This window comes from Streptomyces javensis, assembly GCF_039525925.1.
In the GTDB taxonomy this organism is placed as follows: domain Bacteria; phylum Actinomycetota; class Actinomycetes; order Streptomycetales; family Streptomycetaceae; genus Streptomyces; species Streptomyces asiaticus.
On the sequence record NZ_BAAAIF010000020.1, the window covers coordinates 122083 to 139478 of the forward strand.

At 71.5% G+C, this 17396-nt stretch carries 18 protein-coding genes; 16 read left to right on the plus strand and 2 right to left on the minus strand.

The window, feature by feature from the left end; genetic code table 11:
• Nucleotides 1–55: 55 nt before the first annotated feature.
• From ABD329_RS20235 to ABD329_RS20290, 12 genes are all read left to right on the plus strand, one after another.
• Nucleotides 56–961 carry a hypothetical protein gene (locus tag ABD329_RS20235; RefSeq protein WP_198278565.1) on the plus strand — a complete coding sequence of 302 codons (906 nt, stop codon included), beginning with the start codon at nucleotides 56–58 and terminating at the stop codon, nucleotides 959–961.
• A gap of 26 nt (nucleotides 962–987) precedes the next feature.
• Nucleotides 988–1692, plus strand: a complete 705-nt coding sequence (gene cpaB / locus ABD329_RS20240) for a Flp pilus assembly protein CpaB (RefSeq protein WP_198278566.1) — start codon at nucleotides 988–990, stop codon at nucleotides 1690–1692.
• Between the two features lie 16 nt (nucleotides 1693–1708).
• A complete protein-coding gene (locus ABD329_RS20245; RefSeq protein WP_344316716.1) occupies nucleotides 1709–3448 on the plus strand; it encodes a CpaE/TadZ family protein in 1740 nt (579 codons plus the stop codon).
• Between the two features lies 1 nt (nucleotide 3449).
• The gene (locus ABD329_RS20250) at nucleotides 3450–3896 is read left to right on the plus strand and encodes a TadE/TadG family type IV pilus assembly protein (RefSeq protein WP_198278568.1); all 447 of its coding nucleotides are present in this window, start codon (nucleotides 3450–3452) and stop codon (nucleotides 3894–3896) included.
• Entirely contained in the window at nucleotides 3893–5416 is a 1524-nt protein-coding gene (locus tag ABD329_RS20255) for a TadA family conjugal transfer-associated ATPase (protein ID WP_198278569.1), read from the plus strand. The genes ABD329_RS20250 and ABD329_RS20255 overlap by 4 nt, the downstream gene beginning before the upstream one ends.
• An 8-nt stretch (nucleotides 5417–5424) precedes the next feature.
• Complete coding sequence (locus tag ABD329_RS20260; RefSeq protein WP_198278570.1) at nucleotides 5425–6363, plus strand: type II secretion system F family protein; 939 nt, start codon at nucleotides 5425–5427, stop codon at nucleotides 6361–6363.
• 29 nt (nucleotides 6364–6392) lie between these two features.
• Nucleotides 6393–7280 (plus strand): DUF5936 domain-containing protein, encoded by an 888-nt coding sequence (locus ABD329_RS20265; RefSeq protein ID WP_198278571.1) that lies wholly within the window; start codon nucleotides 6393–6395, stop codon nucleotides 7278–7280.
• A 289-nt stretch (nucleotides 7281–7569) separates the two neighbouring features.
• Nucleotides 7570–7719, plus strand: a complete 150-nt coding sequence (locus tag ABD329_RS20270) for a hypothetical protein (RefSeq protein WP_162496074.1) — start codon at nucleotides 7570–7572, stop codon at nucleotides 7717–7719.
• An 8-nt stretch (nucleotides 7720–7727) separates the two neighbouring features.
• The gene (locus ABD329_RS20275) at nucleotides 7728–8453 is read left to right on the plus strand and encodes a pilus assembly protein TadG-related protein (RefSeq protein WP_198278572.1); all 726 of its coding nucleotides are present in this window, start codon (nucleotides 7728–7730) and stop codon (nucleotides 8451–8453) included.
• A gap of 50 nt (nucleotides 8454–8503) precedes the next feature.
• Nucleotides 8504–9085, plus strand: coding sequence for a hypothetical protein (locus tag ABD329_RS20280; protein ID WP_198278573.1), 582 nt, complete (start codon nucleotides 8504–8506; stop codon nucleotides 9083–9085).
• A gap of 8 nt (nucleotides 9086–9093) precedes the next feature.
• The gene (locus ABD329_RS20285) at nucleotides 9094–9729 is read left to right on the plus strand and encodes an OmpA family protein (protein ID WP_198278574.1); all 636 of its coding nucleotides are present in this window, start codon (nucleotides 9094–9096) and stop codon (nucleotides 9727–9729) included.
• A 211-nt stretch (nucleotides 9730–9940) separates the two neighbouring features.
• Entirely contained in the window at nucleotides 9941–11203 is a 1263-nt protein-coding gene (locus tag ABD329_RS20290) for an SLC13 family permease (RefSeq protein WP_198282161.1), read from the plus strand.
• Between the two features lie 126 nt (nucleotides 11204–11329).
• Here the strand turns inward: ABD329_RS20290 and ABD329_RS20295 are convergent, their stop codons facing one another.
• Together ABD329_RS20295 and ABD329_RS20300 are read right to left on the minus strand one after the other, a co-directional pair.
• Entirely contained in the window at nucleotides 11330–11737 is a 408-nt protein-coding gene (locus ABD329_RS20295; RefSeq protein ID WP_198282159.1) for a cold shock domain-containing protein, read from the minus strand.
• A gap of 103 nt (nucleotides 11738–11840) precedes the next feature.
• A complete protein-coding gene (locus ABD329_RS20300) occupies nucleotides 11841–12170 on the minus strand; it encodes a DUF192 domain-containing protein (RefSeq protein WP_198282160.1) in 330 nt (109 codons plus the stop codon).
• Nucleotides 12171–12480: 310 nt separating this feature from the next.
• Here ABD329_RS20300 and ABD329_RS20305 point away from each other — a divergent pair, with 310 nt between their 5' ends.
• The 4 genes from ABD329_RS20305 to ABD329_RS20320 all read left to right on the plus strand — a co-directional run bounded on the left by ABD329_RS20305 (nucleotide 12481) and on the right by ABD329_RS20320 (nucleotide 17164).
• Nucleotides 12481–13227, plus strand: coding sequence for a prepilin peptidase (locus ABD329_RS20305; protein ID WP_344316717.1), 747 nt, complete (start codon nucleotides 12481–12483; stop codon nucleotides 13225–13227).
• 296 nt (nucleotides 13228–13523) lie between these two features.
• Nucleotides 13524–14285, plus strand: coding sequence for an isoprenyl transferase (locus tag ABD329_RS20310; protein WP_198277563.1), 762 nt, complete (start codon nucleotides 13524–13526; stop codon nucleotides 14283–14285).
• A 396-nt stretch (nucleotides 14286–14681) separates the two neighbouring features.
• Complete coding sequence (phoH2, locus tag ABD329_RS20315; protein ID WP_198277562.1) at nucleotides 14682–16019, plus strand: RNA 5'-3' helicase PhoH2; 1338 nt, start codon at nucleotides 14682–14684, stop codon at nucleotides 16017–16019.
• Nucleotides 16020–16447: 428 nt separating this feature from the next.
• Nucleotides 16448–17164, plus strand: a complete 717-nt coding sequence (locus ABD329_RS20320; RefSeq protein ID WP_486388699.1) for an aggregation-promoting factor C-terminal-like domain-containing protein — start codon at nucleotides 16448–16450, stop codon at nucleotides 17162–17164.
• The last annotated feature ends 232 nt before the right edge of the window (nucleotides 17165–17396 follow it).

A 17396-nucleotide genomic window follows, 5' to 3' on the forward strand; every position in this document is an offset into this window, starting at 1 on the left:
AGTAGAGACCTGTGGCCGCCGCCGCTCGGCGCCGATGTGAGACGGGGTAGCCCACGTGCCCACCGCGATAGCAGTCACCGGCCGAGAGCTGGTGCTTCCGCCGCCCGACGGGCAGACCCCGTCGGCCGTCGTGCTCCGCCCGCCGGACGCACAGTCACTCGACGACGCCCTCGCCGAGGTCGGGACCCTCCTCGACCAGCAGGGCTATCTCGTCGTGCTCTACCCGGCCGCGACCCCCGCGGCCGTGGTCCGCAGACTCCACACCGTGCGCTCCGTCCTGGAGAGCGACCGGATGGCGCTGCTGCCACTCGAACTGCCTCCGCTGGCCGTGGCCGTGCTGGCCCGTCAGCTGCGCCAGCTGTCCATATCCGACTTCAGCCCCGGCGTCCTGGCGTGCGCCGCCCGGCTGCTCTCCCACTACATCCACGCGGGCGCCCTGCTGGGCAGCGTCGCCAGGCTGGACCGGGTCCCGGTCAGCCTCACCTCGCACGTCAAGTCCTGGGTGCCCGGCGCCCACTTCGGGGTGCTCGCCCACCCCACCCCGCACCTGGTCAAGGTCGGCGGCGCGACCGAGCTGCCCGCCCCGGGGTACGCCACCTCCATGACGATCGCCCGGGGCCAGCTCAGCAGCCATGGCTACGGGGGCGGCGGCGCGGGCCACGACGACTGGGTCACCGGCGCCCTCGCCCCCGCCTGGGGCGTGCGCGGCGTGGAGGAGGTGCCGCTGCCCGCCGAGTCGGCGCGCTGGTGGGGCACCCCCAAGCTCATCGAGTTCGCCGCGGCCATCCCCGACCTCTCGGTCCTCTACCAGCTCGTGGCCTCCGTACGGAGAGAGGAATGCCACTGGTGCGGCTTCGAACTCATCGGCGACCGCTGTGCCTTCTGCTCCTGCCCGGTGGCCCGCGGCGATGAGATCCCCGCACTGATCACGTCCCAACGTCCCGCCCTGACCAGCCGGTAACGTCCCCGAACGAGGTTGTGCGACCCATGAATTCACGCCAGCGCCGCGGAGTCATCCTGCTGCTCCTGTCGGTCCTGTGCGCCGTCGGCGCCTTCGCCGGAGTCCTCTCCGTCGTCAACGACGTGGAGTCGAAGGTCGGCCCCGAGACCACGGCCTACAAGCTCACCTCGGACGTCAAGCCGTACAAGGCGCTGGAGGCCGGGGAGTTCGAGAAGGTCTCGATGCCCAAGCGCTATGTGCCCTCCACCGCCGTCACCGATCTCGACGAGCTACGCGGGAAGATCGCGGTGACCCAGCTGACCAAGGGGTCGCTGCTCCAGCGCGACATGATCGTGAACCGGCCCGCCCTGAAGCCCGGGCAGCAGGAGATCGCGATCATGGTCGACGCGGCGACCGGTGTCGCGGGCAAGATCACCCCGGGGGCCAGGGTCAATATCTTCGCCACCTTCGAGGGCGACACCCAGGGCGAGAAGCCGGTCTCCAAGCTGATCGTCGCGGGCGCCGAGGTGCTCGACCTCGGCAAGATCACCGCCCTGGAGCCGGACCAGGACGACAAGCGGCGGATCAACGAGGCCGTGCCGATCACCTTCGCGCTCGACACCAGGAACGCCCAGCGCGTCGCGTACGCCGAGTCGTTCGCCTCGCATGTGCGGCTCGCGCTGGTCGCGCCCGGCGGGGGCTCTTCCATAGACCCCGACGACCGCACCTACACCCTCGACGGCGACAAATGAGTGAGGAGGTGCCGCGGTGACGATCAGAATCCTGCCGGCCGTCGGCGACCCCGACGCCGCCCACTCCCTCAGCGGGCTGCTCGGCCAGTTGCCCGGTGTCGAACCGTCGGCGCCGGTGGGCGACTCGACCCTGCTGCTCGACACCCTCGCCGCGCTGGCCGCCGCCTCCCTGGAGGAGCTGCCGGAGGTCGTCCTCGTCCATGAGCGCATCGGCCCGGCCCCGGCGCTGGAGCTGATCCGCGAGATCGCGCTGCGCTTCCCGGCGGTGGGCGTGGTGCTGGTGACCGCCGACGCGGGACCCGCGCTGTACTCGGCCGCCATGGACGCCGGGGCCCGTGGCATCGCCGGAATACCGCTGGCGTACGAGGAACTGGCGGCCCGCGTGCAGGGCGCCGCCCAGTGGGCCACCGGCGTGCGGCGCCATCTCGGGGGCGGCGGCGATCCGTATCCCGCCGGGCCGGGCGGCAAGCTGGTCGCGGTCGCGGGCGCCAAGGGCGGGGTGGGCACCACCGTGACCGCCGTACAGCTCGCGCTCGCCGCGCGCGCCGCGGGCCGTAAGGTCGCGCTGGTCGACATGGACCTCCAGTCCGGGGACGTCGCCTCGTACCTCGACGTCCAGTTCCGCCGCTCGATCGCCGATCTGGCGCAGATCAGCGACATCTCGCCGCGGGTGCTCCAGGACGCGGTGTTCACCCACCAGACCGGGCTCGGGCTGCTGCTCGCGCCGGGCGAGGGAGAGCGCGGCGAGGAGGTGACCGACGGCACCGCCCGGCAGGTCATCGGCGCGCTGCGGTCGCGCTTCGAGGTCGTGATCGTCGACTGCGGTACGCAGATGACCTCCGCGGGCGCCGCCGCCGTCGAGCTCGCGGACATCGCGCTGCTGGTGACCACCCCGGACGTGGTCGCGGTGCGCGCCGCCAAGCGCATGGTGCGGCTGTGGGACCGGCTCCAGATCCGTAAGGCGGAGGAGACCGTGACCGTGGTCAACCGGCACTCCCGCAGCGCGGAGATCCAGCCGCAGCTGGTCCAGCGGGCCACCGGTACGACGGTGGCGCGCACGGCGATCCCGGCCGGATTCAAGGAGCTCCAGCCCGCCGTCGACTCGGGCCGGATGCACGACCTGGACGCCAAGTCGGCCGTCAAGCAGGCGCTGTGGGGGCTGGCCGGTGAGCTGGGCCTGGTCGAGGCGGCAGCCCAGGGCGGCGGCCGCCGGGGCGGCCACCGGGGCGGCCACGCGGCCGGGGGCGGCGACCGCGCCCTGCCGGGGCTGCGGCGGCGCCATGCCATAGAGGCGGGCGGCGACCCGGCGCAGGGCAGCGTGGGCGACGGCACCGACGCGCTGAACGAGATCGCCCCGCCGTCCACCAGGGGCTTCCTGCGCAAGCGGGGCGGCGACCGAGGCCAGGTGACGGTCGAGTTCCTCGGCGTCCTGCCGCTGGCGCTGATCGTGCTCGCGGTCATCTGGCAGCTGGTGCTGGTGGGCTACACCTACTCGCTGGCGGGCAACTCCGCCGACAAGGGCGCCCGCGCGGGCGCCGCCAAGGGCGCGGGCGCCTGCCAGGACGCGGCCGCCAAGGACGTCCCCGGCTCCTGGACCGCCGACATCGACTGCGGCGGCGGCGACGGCACGGTCTACAAGGCCACGGTCAAGCTCCACGTCCCGATCCTCTTCCCGGGCGCCGCCGACTTCCCCTGGACGGTCACGGGCACCGCGGGCGCGGCGGACGAGACCGACCTGGCGGGCGGAGGAGAGTGAGATGACCCGTCACCACGTGCGCGCGCGACTCGCCTCCAGCCGGGGGCGGGACGACGCCGGGTCCGCGTCCATCGAGTTCCTCGGGTTTCTGCCGATCCTCATCCTCGTCGCGCTCGCCGCCGTGCAGCTCGGCATCGCCGCGTACGCCGCGCAGCAGGCTGGTACCGCGGCGCGGGCGGCGGCGCGGACGGCGTCCCTGGACGAGCCGCGGACCAGCCCGCAGGCCGCCGGGAAGGCGGCGATGAGCGGGTGGCTGGCCGACGGGGCGAGCATCGGCAGCGGGGGCTGCGGAGGCGGGGAGGCGCAGGCCACCGCGACCGTGGAGATCCCCTCCGTCATCCCCGGGTTCGACTTCGGCAGCGCCGAGAAGAGCGCCACCATGCCCTGCGACGACGGAGACGGCGGCACCGGCGGCCTGGCCCCGGCCGCGATGGGAGGCGAACGATGAGCCTGCGGGCCCGTATCACCGCGCCCGAGGGGCCCGGCGAGGGCAGCGGGCGCCAGGACGGGCACCTCGTCTCCGCCTACCGCGCCAAGCTGCTGGAGGAGATCGACCTCGCGGAGATGTCGTCCCTCTCCACCGCCGAGCGCCGGTCCCGCCTGGAGCGCGTGCTCGGCCACATCATCAGCCGCGAGGGCCCGGTGCTGTCCACCAGCGAGCGCTCCCAGCTGATCCGCCGGGTGGTGGACGAGGCGCTCGGCCTCGGGGTGCTCGAACCGCTCCTCGAGGACGCCTCCATCACCGAGATCATGGTCAACGGCCCGGACCAGATCTTCGTGGAGCGCGCGGGCCGGGTCGAGCTGGTCCCCGTCCGCTTCGCCTCCGAAGAGCAGCTGATGCAGACCATCGAGCGCATCGTCTCCACGGTCAACCGCCGGGTGGACGAGTCGAATCCGATGGTGGACGCCCGGCTGCCGTCCGGAGAGCGCGTCAACGTGATCATCCCGCCGCTCGCCCTCACCGGCGCCACGCTCACCATCCGCCGCTTCCCCCGCGCCTACACCCTCCATGAGCTGATCGGCATGGGCACGCTGGACGAGCAGATGCTGATGCTGCTCGCGGCGCTGGTGCGGGCCAAGTTCAACGTGGTGGTCTCCGGCCCCACCGGATCCGGCAAGACCACGCTGCTCAACGCCCTCTCCGGGCTGATCCCCGACGGCGAGCGCATCATCACCGTCGAGGACGCGGCCGAGCTCCAGCTCCAGCAGACCCATGTCATCCGGCTGGAGTCCCGGCCGCCCAACGTCGAGGGCAGCGGCCGGATCACCATCCGCGACCTGGTCCGCAACTCCCTCCGGATGCGCCCCGACCGCATCATCGTCGGCGAGGTGCGCGGCGGGGAGACCCTCGACATGCTCCAGGCCATGTCCACCGGCCATGACGGTTCGCTGGCCACCGTCCACGCCAACAGCGCCGAGGACGCGCTGATGCGGCTCCAGACGCTCGCCTCCATGTCGGATGTGGCGATCCCCTACGAGGCGCTGCGGGACCAGATCAACAGCGCCGTGGACTGCATCGTCCAGCTCGTCCGGCACGCCGACGGCTCACGGCGGATCAGCGAGATCGCGCTGCTCGACAGCCATGGCCACGAGTCGTACCGGATCGCCACCGTCTGTCGCTTCGACGCCCAGCCGATGGGCGCGGACCGGGTGGTGCACGGGCGGTTCGGCTACTTCCCGCTGCCGGAGCGGGTCGCCGAGCGGCTGCGGATGGCCAGCGAATCGGTGCCGCCCGCCTTCGGCGTGGCCGCCTTCCCAGCGCAGCTGGCCACCCGCGCGGCCGGATACGACCCGTACGACCGGCCCCCGTTCGGCCGACCGCCACGGGACCGACCGCCGTACGACGGACCGCCACAGGACCGACCGCCGTACGACGGACCGCCACAGGATCGACCGCCGTACGACGGACCGCCACGGGACCGACCGCCGTACGACCGACCCCCGTTCGACCCCAGGGACCGGAGGTAGCAGGGCCCATGGACCATCTCGCGACGGCCGCCCTCGGCGCGACGCTGGTGTGCGGCGCGCTGGGCGTCGTGGGCGTGCACACCTACGTACGCGGCAAGGAGCAGCAGCGCGCGCTGATCGACCGGCTGTCGGAGACCGGCCCGCTGCCGGGCACCACCCGCGCGCGCCGCTTCTCGGGGGTCGACCGGCGGCTGCGCACCACCTCCCTGGGCCGGAAGCTGGAGCTGCGGCTGGCTGCCACCGGCCTGGAGATCACCCCGGGGGAGTTCTTCGTCTACACGGCGGGGGCGGCGGCCGGGCTGTGGCTGATCGCGGCGTCCTTCCTCGCGGCGTTCTTCGGTCCGATAGCGGCGGTGGTCGCCGTCTGGGGGTCCTTCGCGTTCCTCAGCTGGCAGCGCCAGAAGCGGATAGAGCGCTTCATCAACCAACTGCCGGAGCTGTCACGGATCCTGGCCAACGCCACCCAGGCCGGGCTGGCGCTGCGCACCGCGCTCGGCATGGCGGCGGACGAGATGGAGGCGCCGGCGGGCGAGGAGCTGGCCAAGGTCGCGGCCAAGCTGGCGGTGGGCCACTCGATCGACGACGCCCTGGAGGAGCTGGCCGAGCGGCTGCCGTCCCGGGAGCTGGTGGTGCTGGTCACCACGCTGGTGCTGTCCAACCGCGCGGGCGGGACCGTGGTCAGCTCGCTGCGCAACCTCACCCAGACGCTGGAGGAGCGCAAGGAGACCCGGCGGGAGGTGCGCACCCAGCTCTCGCAGGTGACCGTCACCGCCTATGTCGTACCGCTGCTGGGGATCGGGACGCTGCTGCTGATGAACCGGATCTCGGCCGGTTCGCTGGACCGGATGACCTCGTCCTTCTGGGGGCAGGCGGCGGTGGTCGTGGCCTTCTGCCTGTACGGGATCGGCTTCTTCCTCATCCGCCGCATGTCCAAGATCGACGTCTAGCGAAGCCAGGTAGAGGGGACTTGAGGTTGATGGCACTGCTGCTGGCGCTGGCGGCCGGTCTCGCGGTGGCGGGCATCGCCTACGGCATCACGCTGTACCGCAGCGAGGCCAAGCTGCCCAGCGATCTGGCCGTGGCCCTGGAGGTCGGCTCCAGCCGGACGACCGCGGTCGGCTCGGCCGTCGACCGGCTGGGCATGCGCTACGCCCCGCTGGTGCTGCGGCTGATGGGGGAGAAGCGGGTGGCCCGGGTCCGCCGCCGGATCGATCTGGCGGGCAACCCGGGCGGCCTGACGGTGGATCGCTACGCCGCCCGGCGGGCGGTCTACGGGGCGCTCGGCTTCGTCGGGGCGCTGGTGATGCTGGTCAAGGGCCAAGTCCTGCTGGCGCTGCTGCTGGTGGCGTTCGGGCTGTTCTGGATCGAGGTGGGCATCTGGGCGGCGGTGCGCGAGCGCAAGGACGCGATCGAGCGGACGTTGCCGGACTTTCTGGACGTTCTGGCCGTCGTGGTGAGCGCCGGCTTGAGCTTCCGTCAGGCCCTGGACCGGGTCGCCGAGAAGTATGAGGGTCCCTGGGCGGATGAACTTCGCATCACACTTCGGCAAATGGACATGGGTGTCAGCCGCCGCCAGGCGTTCGAGGAACTACGGAAACGTAATGACTCGGAACAGGTCGCGCAGTTCGTCACCGCCCTTCAGCAGGGCGAGGAGCTGGGCGCTCCGATTGTCGAAACGTTGATCGCCATTGCGAACGACATGCGCCGTACGGACGCGCAGAACGCCCGGCGGCGCGCGGCCCGCGCGGTGCCGAAGGCGACCATGGTCATCACGACCTTCATGGTGCCCGGAACCATGGTGTTGCTCGTCGCGGGGTTCTTCATCGGCTCGGGCACCGACTTCGGCTCGGTGACCGGGGACTGACGGTCTCTTTTAGGTGAAGCTCCTTCGCGGTTGCAATTCAATGTGGGACAGTCGTCGACGGAGAACTCCTCGGTGCGGGAGGGGGTGAGACGGATGCGCGGTCGGGGTTGGTCGTCACGTCCACGGTTCGAACGTGGTGGACGGGGAAGGCAATGCTTCCTAGGGCACTGTTCCGAGACGGCTGTTTCGGCGTACTTTGCTCGTGTCGCGAGCGACACCACGGGGGTTGAGTCGCCGGACCACAGAGGGACGGCAGCCCATGGAGGGGAACACAATGGGGAAGCGCGTCATGCGGAACGATCGGGGACAGACCTCGATCGAATATCTGGGCATCATCGCCGTGGTGGTCGCCATCGTGCTGGTCCTGTCGACCACGGACTTCGGCAGCATGATCGCGAACGCCATCTCCGACAAGATCTCGCAGGTCGTCGGCATCTGACCGGTCCCGTGACAGCGCGCCGAGATCTGAGGAGCGACGCGGGCCAGGCATTTCCGATCTACATCACGGCGGTGGCGGGCCTGCTCTTCCTGGCGCTGGCCCTCTTCGCCGTCGGCCAGGCCGGAGCCACCCGCAACGGCGGACAGACCGCCGCCGACGCCGCGGCCCTCGCGGCCGCCCAGGACTACCGCGACCAGCTGCGCAAGGGGTTCCTGGAGGCGATCGCGAACGGCAGCGCATGGGACGACCTGCTGGACGGACGGGGACTGGGCGGCACCAACGCCTGTGACCAGGCGCAGTGGTTCGCCGACCAGAACGGGGCGGATGTGACCGACTGCCGCGGGCCCGACTTCCTGCCGACGTCCTTCACCGTCACCGTGAAGACGCACAAGCCCGTGGGCAAGACCGTCATCCCCGGTACGGAGAGCAAGTACGGGGAGGCCACGGCCAAGGCGGTCGTCACCCCGCGCTGCACGGCCGAGCCGCCCGCGCCGCCGACCGAACGGCCCGACGACGGTGGCAAGGGCGACGGGGGCGGGGACGGCGACGGCGGCGGCAAGGATGACGGCGGTAAGGACGACGGCAAGGGCGGCGACGGCGGTAAGGACGACGGCAAGGACGACAAGCCGCCCATCGACCTCCTCTGCGACGGAACCGACTTGACCATCGACCCGACGCGTCTCGATCTCTTCCCCGACGCCAAGGACCTCTTCTCCGTGCACCTGGCCGACTGACGGCCGACTGACGAGCGAACGAAGAGCAGAAGAGCAAAGGACAGCGAGCGATGAGCATTCGGCACACGACGAAGGCCCGGAGGGGGGCCGCCGCGACGGCGCTCGCCGCGGCCCTGGCCCTCGCCGTGGCCGGGTGCGGCAGCGGCGACGGGGACAAGAAACCCGACGACGCCGCGGACCGGACGTCGACCGCGGGCAAGGACGGCGGCGACGAGCAGGAGCCCGCGGTGGACTCCTCCAAGACCATCGGCGAGATGAAGGGGCCCGGCGGGGTCGTCGTCACCCTGCACTCCGCCGTGCGCGACGACGGCGGGTTCGTGACCGTGAACGCCACCGTCACCAACCACGGCAGCCGGCTCTTCAACGCGATCGACTGGCGCTCGAAGGAGACCGAGGTGAAGTCACTCTCGTCCGTCTCCGGCGCGTCCCTGGTCGACGAGAAGGGCAAAAAGCGCTATCTCGTCCTGAGGGACACCGACGGCCAGTGCCTGTGCACCACGGGGCTCTCCGGGATCAAGCCCAATGAGAGCCGTCCGCTGTTCGCGCAGTTCCCGGCCCCGCCGAAGAGCGTCAAGGACATCGACTTCCAGATACCGACCATGCCGTCCGTCAGCATCACCCTCTCCGGGTGAGCCGCGCCATGACACCGCAGACGACGACGGCCCGCCCCGCGCGCCGCGGCCCCGTGCTGGCCGCGCTGGCCTCCACCGCGCTCCTGGTCACCCTCACGGCCCCGGCGCCGCCCGCCCACGCGGACAGCGGCCCCGGCGCGCCCGCCGACACCACCCCGCCGGTGAAGATCGACGCCGAGGACTCCGACCTGAAGATGCCCGAGGGCGCCAAGCTGGCGCCCGGCCGGGTCCTGGACATCAAGTCCGTGGTCGAGACGGACGACGGCGACGAGCGGCGGGAGGACACCAACGCCAAGGTGAAGTTCGCCCTCCAGGCCGAGGTGCTCTTCGGCAAGGACAGCGCGAAGCTGGGCGGCGACGCACGGGCCCGGATCAAGGAGATCGCCTCCGAGGCCGAGCGGCAGAACGCCAAGAGCGTCCGTGTCTTCGGCTTCACCGACGACCTGGGCTCCGCGGGCCACGGCATCGTGCTCTCCAAGCAGCGGGCCAACGCGGTGCAGCAGGCGCTCGCCGCGGACCTGGACCCGTCCGTCAACTACGAGATCCGGGGCTACGGCGAGCAGTACCCGATCGCGGACAACGCGACCGAGGAGGGTCGCAAACGCAACCGCCGGGTGGAGGTCAGCTTCCCCCGGACCGCCTGACCCCCACAACCGGGGCTCCGCCCCGGACCCCGCTCCTCAATCGCCGGAGGGGCTGATTTCAGCCCGTCCGGGGTCCAGGGGCGGAGCCCCTGGTATCGGGAAGGGGCGGGGAGGGGGAACAGCCCGCCGCAGGCGAACCCGTCGAGCGGGGCCGTCGTGCGCGATGCCGCATCATGGGTGTGTTGATCGCACCCCTCCGCCGGAGTCTGTTCTGAGTACCGCCGTCGCCGAAACCCTTGCCGTCGCCCTGCTCCTCGGCGTACTGGCTTTCGCGGTGGTACGGCCCCGCGGCCTGCCGGAAGCGGTCGCGGCCGTGCCCGCCGCCGGGATCGTGGTGGCCATCGGGGCGGTCTCGCCCGCCCGGGCCTGGGCGGAGGCCCGGGAGCTGCTGCCCGTCGTGGGCTTTCTGGCCGCCGTACTGCTGCTGGCCCGGATGTGCGCGGACGAGGGGCTCTTCGAGGCGGCGGGACAGGCCGTGGCGCGGGCCTGCGCGGGGCGTACGGACCGGCTCCTGGGCGGGGTCTTCGCCGTCGCGGCCACCGTCACCGCCGTGCTGAGCCTGGACGCCACCGTGGTGCTGCTCACGCCCGTGGTGTTCGCCACGGCGGCCCGGCTCGGGGCGCGGTCCCGGCCGCATGTGTACGCCTGCGCCCATCTGTCGAACTCGGCGTCCCTGCTCCTCCCGGTCTCCAACCTCACCAATCTGCTCGCCCTGGAGGCCGGCGGGGTCTCCTTCACCCGCTTCGCCGTGCTGATGGGGCCCGCCTGGTTGGTGACCATCGGCATCGAGTACCTGGTCTTCCGCCGCTTCTTCGCCGACGATCTGGCCGCCGGGACCAGCGAGCCCCCGCCCGCCGACTGGCCCCGGGTGCCGGTGTTCGCGGTGACCGTGCTGCTGCTGACCCTCGCCGGGTTCGTGGGGACCTCGCTGGCGGGGCTCGACCCGCAGTGGGCGGCCTGGGCGGGTGCCCTCGTGCTCACCGTAAGGGCGCTGCGGCACCGCCGGGCGACCGTAAGGGAGGCGATCGGCGCGACCGGGCCGCTGTTCTGCCTGTTCGTGCTGGCGCTCGGGGTGGTGGTCCAGGCCGTGCTGGCGGGTGGCCTCCAGGAGGCGCTGGGGCAGGTGCTGCCCACCGGGGCGGGCCTGCCCGCGCTGCTGGGGATCGCGGCGGTCGCGGCGGTGCTGGCCAACCTGATCAACAACCTGCCCGCCGTGCTGGCGCTGCTGCCGATCGCCTCCGGCGGCGGCCCCGGGCCCGTGCTCGCCGTGCTGATCGGCGTCAACCTGGGCCCCAACCTCACCTATGTCGGCTCCCTGGCCACCCTGCTGTGGCGGCGCATAGTCCATCGCCACGACCCGGAGACCGGCTCCGACCTGGGGGTGTTCACCCGTCTGGGGCTGCTGACCGCACCGGCGACCGTGGTGGCCGCGACGGCGGCCATGTGGGCGATGCTGAGGGTCACCGGAAGCTGAGGGTCACCGGAAGCTGAGAGCCAACGGAAGCAGTCGACGGAAGCAGTCGACGGAAGCTGAGGCTCAGCGAAAGCGAAGGGCCGCCGTCCCGACTGTTCATCGCGGCGGCGGCCCCTCACCCAGCTGTCAGGATTCGATCCAGTTGTGCGCCTGGGCGATCTCGATGACCCGCCTGCGCACCTGCTTGATCTGGTCGGCGGTCAGACTGCCGCCCACCTCGACCAGCGCCTCGGTCAGCTCCTGCCGGAACTCGGTCACCGACAGCACATCACACATGGTGTCGTCGCCGTCCGGACCGGCGGAGGGCCGTACGACCGGCGCGACGGCACGCTCGACGATGCGCACCTCGGAGGCCTTGGGCCCCTTGTCGCCGTATTCGGGAACGAACCGCACCTTCGATCCCGGCTGGAACAGGTGCTTCTCGTCCAGCAGGTCGTTGGCGTGCATGAAGACGTCCTCGCCACCGTCGTCCGGAGCGATGAAGCCGTAGCCGCGGAACTCGTCGAAACGCAGAATCTTGCCCGTGGTCGTCACGTGCTACCCCTACCCCTATACCTCTACCTCGATGATCTCGACCGCGATCGAGGGTGTCCCGACCATGACCGATCGAGGGTGTCCCAACCATGACACCGAGACGTCAGCGTACAGAAGGTTGCGGCGGCGCTGAAGGGCCGGGGGCGATCACGACGCGCACGCCCCGCCGCACGCCCCAGCGCTCCAACGCGCCCGCCTCCGCCTCCAGCACATGGCGGGACCGCAGCCGGGGCCGCCCGAGCCGCCCGGGGCGCAGGGTGTGGACGTCCAGGACGGTCATCCGCCGGTCCAGATAGGCGACGTCGATGGCGAACCGCATCCGGAAGGTGTGCACCCCGCTCGCGGGGGTGAGTAGGAGCGCGCCGGTCAGCCCGTCCCGGCCGAGCAGCCCGCGGGCGCGGGCGCGGTAGGAGGCGGCGATGGTGAGCGGAATGCCCGCCTCGCGTCCCGCGCCGTCCGCCTCGCGTCCCGCGCCGCTCGCCTCGCGCCCCGCGCCACCCTCCGCACGCCCCGCGCCGCCCGCCTCGCGCCCCGCGCCGCCCGCCACGCCCCCCGGGTCCTCCTTCGCGCCGTTCGGGCCGCCGCCCGAGCCGCCGTCCGCGCCGTCCGCGCCGTCCGCCATGAGGAGCGTCCCCGTACCGTCCCGAAAGCGGCCCATCACCCGCGCCCCCCTTCGCCCGTTCCACGCCGTCCGCCCGTCCCGGCAGTGTTCCACCGGCCGGACGCTTCCGTAGGCTCGGCCCGTGCAACCGCTGCTGATCGTGCTCGCCGCCGCGTACGGCGCGGCCGCCGGGCTGCTCGTACCGCGCCCGCTCTACCGGCTGGCCGTCGAGCCGGAGGAGCCCTGGCGCGGCGCCTGTCCGCGCGGGCACGCGCTCACCGGCCCGGCGCGCGGCTGGCTGGGCCCCGCCCGCTGCGCCGGCTGCCGGGACGGCGAGCGGGACTACGGGACCGAGCCGGTGCGCGCCGCCGTGCTCACCGCGCTGGTGTGCGCGGGTCTGGCGGCGGCCGTCGTCGCGCGCCCCGAGCTGGCGGTGTGGCTGCTGCTGGTGCCGCTGGGGGTGCTGCTCACGGCCGTGGACCTGGCGGTCAACCGGCTGCCGGACGTCCTCACCCTGCCCATGGTCGGCGGCGCCGCGGCGCTGCTCGGCGCGGCGGCGCTGCTGCCGCACAGCGCCGGGTCCTGGACGCGGGCGCTGCTGGGTGGGGCGGTGCTGGGCGGGGCGTATCTGGTGCTGTTCCTGATCAGCCCGAGCGGGATGGGGTTCGGCGACGTCAAGCTCGCGCTGACGCTCGGGGTCGCGCTCGGCTGGTACGGCTGGGACGTGCTCTTCGTGGGCGCCCTCGCCGGGCTGCTGCTGGGCTCCTGCTGCGCCGTGGGCCTGGTGCTGACCCGGCGGGCCGGGCGCCGGACCGCGATGGCGTTCGGTCCTTTCATGATCCTCGGGGCGGGCGCGGGACTGGTGCTGGGGGCGCTCGGCGCCGGATGACATCGGCGCGCGGAGAGGCGTCCCCGCCGAGATGCATGGACATCCCCTCACGAAGCGTTATGGTGGAAGCCCCCCCTCGGGCCGGTCCGTACTCCCCCCCCACGGACCGGCCCGCTCTATTTCGGGCTTCTGGGACCCAAAGGGCTGCACGTATCCCACACGGTCGACTACGAAGCGTGATGGGGGGCGATCATTCGGTCGTCCCGGTTAGCCAGTCCCCCCGCCCCGCAGTAGGGTGTCGGCCTTGGGGCGGACTGCCATGGCGAGCCATGTGAAGCACTGAGGGGCTGGAAGACGTGAAGTTGCGCGACCTGGTGTACGGGCTCTACGCACGCCGGGTGGAAGGCCGCCTCGATCACGCCCAGGTGCCCAAGCACATCGGAGTCATCCTCGACGGCAACCGCCGCTGGGCCCGCGCCGCGGGCGGCACCGCCGAGCAGGGTCACAAGGCGGGCGCCAGCAAGATCCAGGAGCTGCTCGGCTGGTGCAGCGAGACGGACGTCGAGGTCGTCACGCTCTGGCTGCTCTCCACGGACAACCTGGACCGTCCCGAGGAGGAGCTGGTACCGCTCCTGAGCATCATCGAGGGCGCGGTCCGCGACCTGGCGGCCGACGGCCGCTGGCGGGTGCACCACGTCGGCAACCGCGATCTGCTGCCCTCCCGCACCCAGACGGTCCTCAAGGAGGCCGAGCGGGACACCGAGGGCGTCGACGGGATACTGGTCAACGTGGCCGTCGGGTACGGCGGACGGCAGGAGATCGCCGACGCGGTGCGGTCGCTGCTGCTGGACCACGCCACCAAGGGCAGCTCCTTCGAGGAGCTCGCCGAGATCGTCGACATCGACCTCATCTCCGAACACCTGTACACCCGTGGGCAGCCCGATCCGGACCTGGTGATCCGTACCAGCGGCGAGCAGCGGCTCTCGGGCTTCATGCTGTGGCAGAGTGCCCATTCGGAGTACTACTTCTGTGAAGTTTTCTGGCCCGCCTTCCGCAAGGTCGACTTCCTCCGCGCGCTGCGCGACTACGCCGCCCGTCATCGCAGGTACGGCAACTAGTTCCCGTTAGTAGTACCGCAGTTCACCGGCTCGGGGCCGGACGCCGGCCGGTGTCCGGCCCCGAGCCGCGTAGCACGCTGGTTTCACAACGTTCATATCCGCGCCGTCATATGCCGTTGCATGCCCCCGCACGTTCGAGGGAATATCCCTTCCAGGTCGACGCCCTGTCCCACCTGTCCAGTTGGGCGTCGAACTGCCAGCGGACGGCATCGGGCCGTTCGCCCGGGAGGCCCTTTGCACACGGACGACTGTGCGGATCGTGCGTATGACGCGGAGGGCCGGCGCTCGGCCCTCCCAGTGGGGCCTGAGCCCGGTCCGTTCCCCGTCTACGGCGGGGATACCTCACTCCCGCGACGCCGTCGCACCCCGACCTCTCCCGAGGGGGTTCGTCCACCCGTGGTGACCAGCAAGAAACGCCGCGAGCACGACCGGCGCACCTATGTCCTCGACACCAGCGTCCTGCTGGCCGACCCCAATGCCATGGCCCGCTTCGACGAGCACGAAGTCGTGCTGCCGGTCGTGGTGGTCACGGAACTGGAGGCCAAGCGGCACCACCCGGAGCTCGGGTACTTCGCACGGCAGGCGCTCCGCCTGCTGGACGAGTACCGCATCCGGTACGGCCGTCTGGACGCTCCGATTCCGATCGGGGAACTGGGCGGCACCCTGCGTGTCGAGCTCAACCACTCCGACCCGGGCATCCTCCCGGCCGCCTTCCTGAACCACGGCGGCAAAGTGGGGGACAACGACTCGCGGATCCTCGCGGTCGCCAGAAACCTCCAGGCAGAGGGGTACGACGTCACCGTCGTGTCCAAGGACCTGCCGCTGCGCATCAAGGCGTCCTCGGTGGGGCTGCTCGCCGAGGAGTACCGCGCGGAGCTGGCGATCACCGACTCGGGCTGGACCGGGATGGCGGAGCTCGCCGTCTCGGCCGAACAGGTGGACGACCTGTTCGCCGCCGAGACGGCGTATGTCCCCGAGGCGGCCGGACTGCCCGTGCACACGGGCCTGGTGCTCCAGTCCGAGCGCGGTAACGCGCTGGGTCGGGTCACCCCGGACGGGCAGGTCCGGCTGGTGCGCGGCGACCGCGAGGCGTTCGGCATCCACGGGCGCAGCGCGGAGCAGCGCATCGCCCTGGACCTGCTGCTCGACCCGGAGGTCGGCATCATCTCGATGGGCGGCCGGGCCGGTACCGGCAAGTCGGCGCTGGCGCTGTGCGCCGGTCTCGAGGCCGTGCTGGAGCGGCGTCAGCACCGCAAGGTGATGATCTTCCGCCCGCTGTACGCGGTGGGCGGCCAGGAGTTGGGCTATCTGCCCGGCACCGAGGCCGAGAAGATGAGCCCTTGGGCACAGGCGGTCTTCGACACCCTGTCCGCGGTGACCAGCGCCGAGGTGATCGAGGAGGTCGTGGGGCGCGGGATGCTGGAGGTGCTGCCCCTGACGCACATCCGCGGCCGCTCGCTCCATGACGCCTTCGTCATCGTTGACGAGGCCCAGTCGCTGGAGCGGAATGTGCTGCTGACCGTTCTGTCCCGGATCGGCGCCAACTCCCGGGTGGTGCTCACCCACGATGTGGCGCAGCGGGACAACCTCCGCGTCGGGCGGTACGACGGTGTGGTGGCGGTCGTCGAGAAGCTGAAGGGGCATCCGCTGTTCGCGCATGTCACCCTGACCCGCTCCGAGCGTTCGCCGATCGCGGCGCTGGTGACCGAAATGCTGGAGGACGGCCACATCTGAGCCGGTTGAGTCGTTTGCGGCCACAGGGCGCCGCGCGGAAAGGCCAACGAGCTTAGCCGCGCGGCGTCTTGGTGCGCGGGGATTTCCAGAAATCCTAGGGCGTAAACAGGATGTGAGCTTTCACACCTGGCGGGGAATTGCCTAGGGGGCTCCGCGTCCGGCAGTGTGTGGGTTCTGTCAGGCCCCGCATACGGCACCCCAGTACCCCCAGCGGTACCGAGCAACAGCAGTAACAGAATTGAACAGCGTTCGCCGTATGCCGCCCGAGCACCTCGAGGATCTCCCGCGGGAGATTCCCACCGGGCCCGTGCCTCCCGTGACCAGCCGACCCCATCGCACCACCGGGGACGGAACAAGGGGAGGACAGCGCCAGGGGCACGATTGCGCCCGCGAGGTCACCTAAGCGGGCGATGCTGGAAGGAAACCGAGTGAGCCGGATTTCGGTCCGGGGATTCGCAGTGGCTTCGGCCACCGCGGTCACCACTGTGGGCGCCGTCGTCGGCGTCGCCGCGGGCGGACAGCAGCAGCAGGGCTCGTCCGACCCGATCGAGGCGACCGCCGCCGATTCGACGCTCCTTGCGGACATACCTGCTGGGCAGCAGGCCGTCGCGCAGACCGCATCCCTGACGCAGCAGGCGGACGTCCAGTCCACCGCGGCCGACGCGGAGGCGCGCAAGTCCGCAGAGGAAGCAGCCCGCAAGCAGGCGGCCAAGGACGCGAAGGCCAAGAAGGCCGCCGCGGACAAGGCAGCCGCCGAGAAGCTGGCCAAGGAGCGCGAGGCCAAGGAGAAGAAGGAGATCGCGAGCCGTTCGGCCACGCGTGACGCCTCCAGCTTCCCCCAGCAGGCTTCGTACACCGTGGCCGAGGTCCAGGCGATGGCGCGGCAGATCGTGCCGAGCGGTCAGTTCCAGTGCTTCAGCAACATCGTGGACCACGAGTCCACCTGGAACTACAAGGCCACCAACCCCTCGTCGGGTGCCTACGGTCTGGTGCAGGCGCTGCCGGCCGGCAAGATGGCCTCGGCCGGTGCCGACTGGCAGACCAACCCGGCCACCCAGATCAAGTGGGGCCTGAACTACATGAACGAGCGCTACGGCAGCCCGTGTGACGCTTGGTCGTTCTGGCAGGCCAACGGCCACTACTGAGCCGGCTCCACCGGGCCCCGCCCGGTAGCGGCCCAGCATCGAACGCTTCACGAAACCCCCGGCCCAGGTCGGGGGTTTCGCGCATCCTCAGCAGGTAACGTCTCCTTGACGGCCTAGGGGGCTTCTGATGGATCTCCGTGGCGTCGCGACGCCCGGCACGCCCTCTCGCCGCACCGGACAAAAGCCCTAGTAGCTCCGCTACGAGGGCTTCCGCCCGGCACGCCGAGAGCAC

Excerpts from the sequence above, each read along its gene's own strand:
- ABD329_RS20285 (WP_198278574.1), top strand. The coding sequence starts at position 9,094 with ATGACACCGCAGACGACGACGGCCCGCCCCGCGCGCCGCGGCCCCGTG.
- ABD329_RS20260 (WP_198278570.1), top strand. The coding sequence starts at position 5,425 with ATGGACCATCTCGCGACGGCCGCCCTCGGCGCGACGCTGGTGTGCGGC.
- ABD329_RS20265 (WP_198278571.1), top strand. The coding sequence starts at position 6,393 with ATGGCACTGCTGCTGGCGCTGGCGGCCGGTCTCGCGGTGGCGGGCATC.
- ABD329_RS20255 (WP_198278569.1), top strand. The coding sequence starts at position 3,893 with ATGAGCCTGCGGGCCCGTATCACCGCGCCCGAGGGGCCCGGCGAGGGC.
- ABD329_RS20250 (WP_198278568.1), top strand. The coding sequence starts at position 3,450 with ATGACCCGTCACCACGTGCGCGCGCGACTCGCCTCCAGCCGGGGGCGG.
- cpaB (WP_198278566.1), top strand. The coding sequence starts at position 988 with ATGAATTCACGCCAGCGCCGCGGAGTCATCCTGCTGCTCCTGTCGGTC.
- ABD329_RS20270 (WP_162496074.1), top strand. The coding sequence starts at position 7,570 with ATGCGGAACGATCGGGGACAGACCTCGATCGAATATCTGGGCATCATC.
- ABD329_RS20280 (WP_198278573.1), top strand. The coding sequence starts at position 8,504 with ATGAGCATTCGGCACACGACGAAGGCCCGGAGGGGGGCCGCCGCGACG.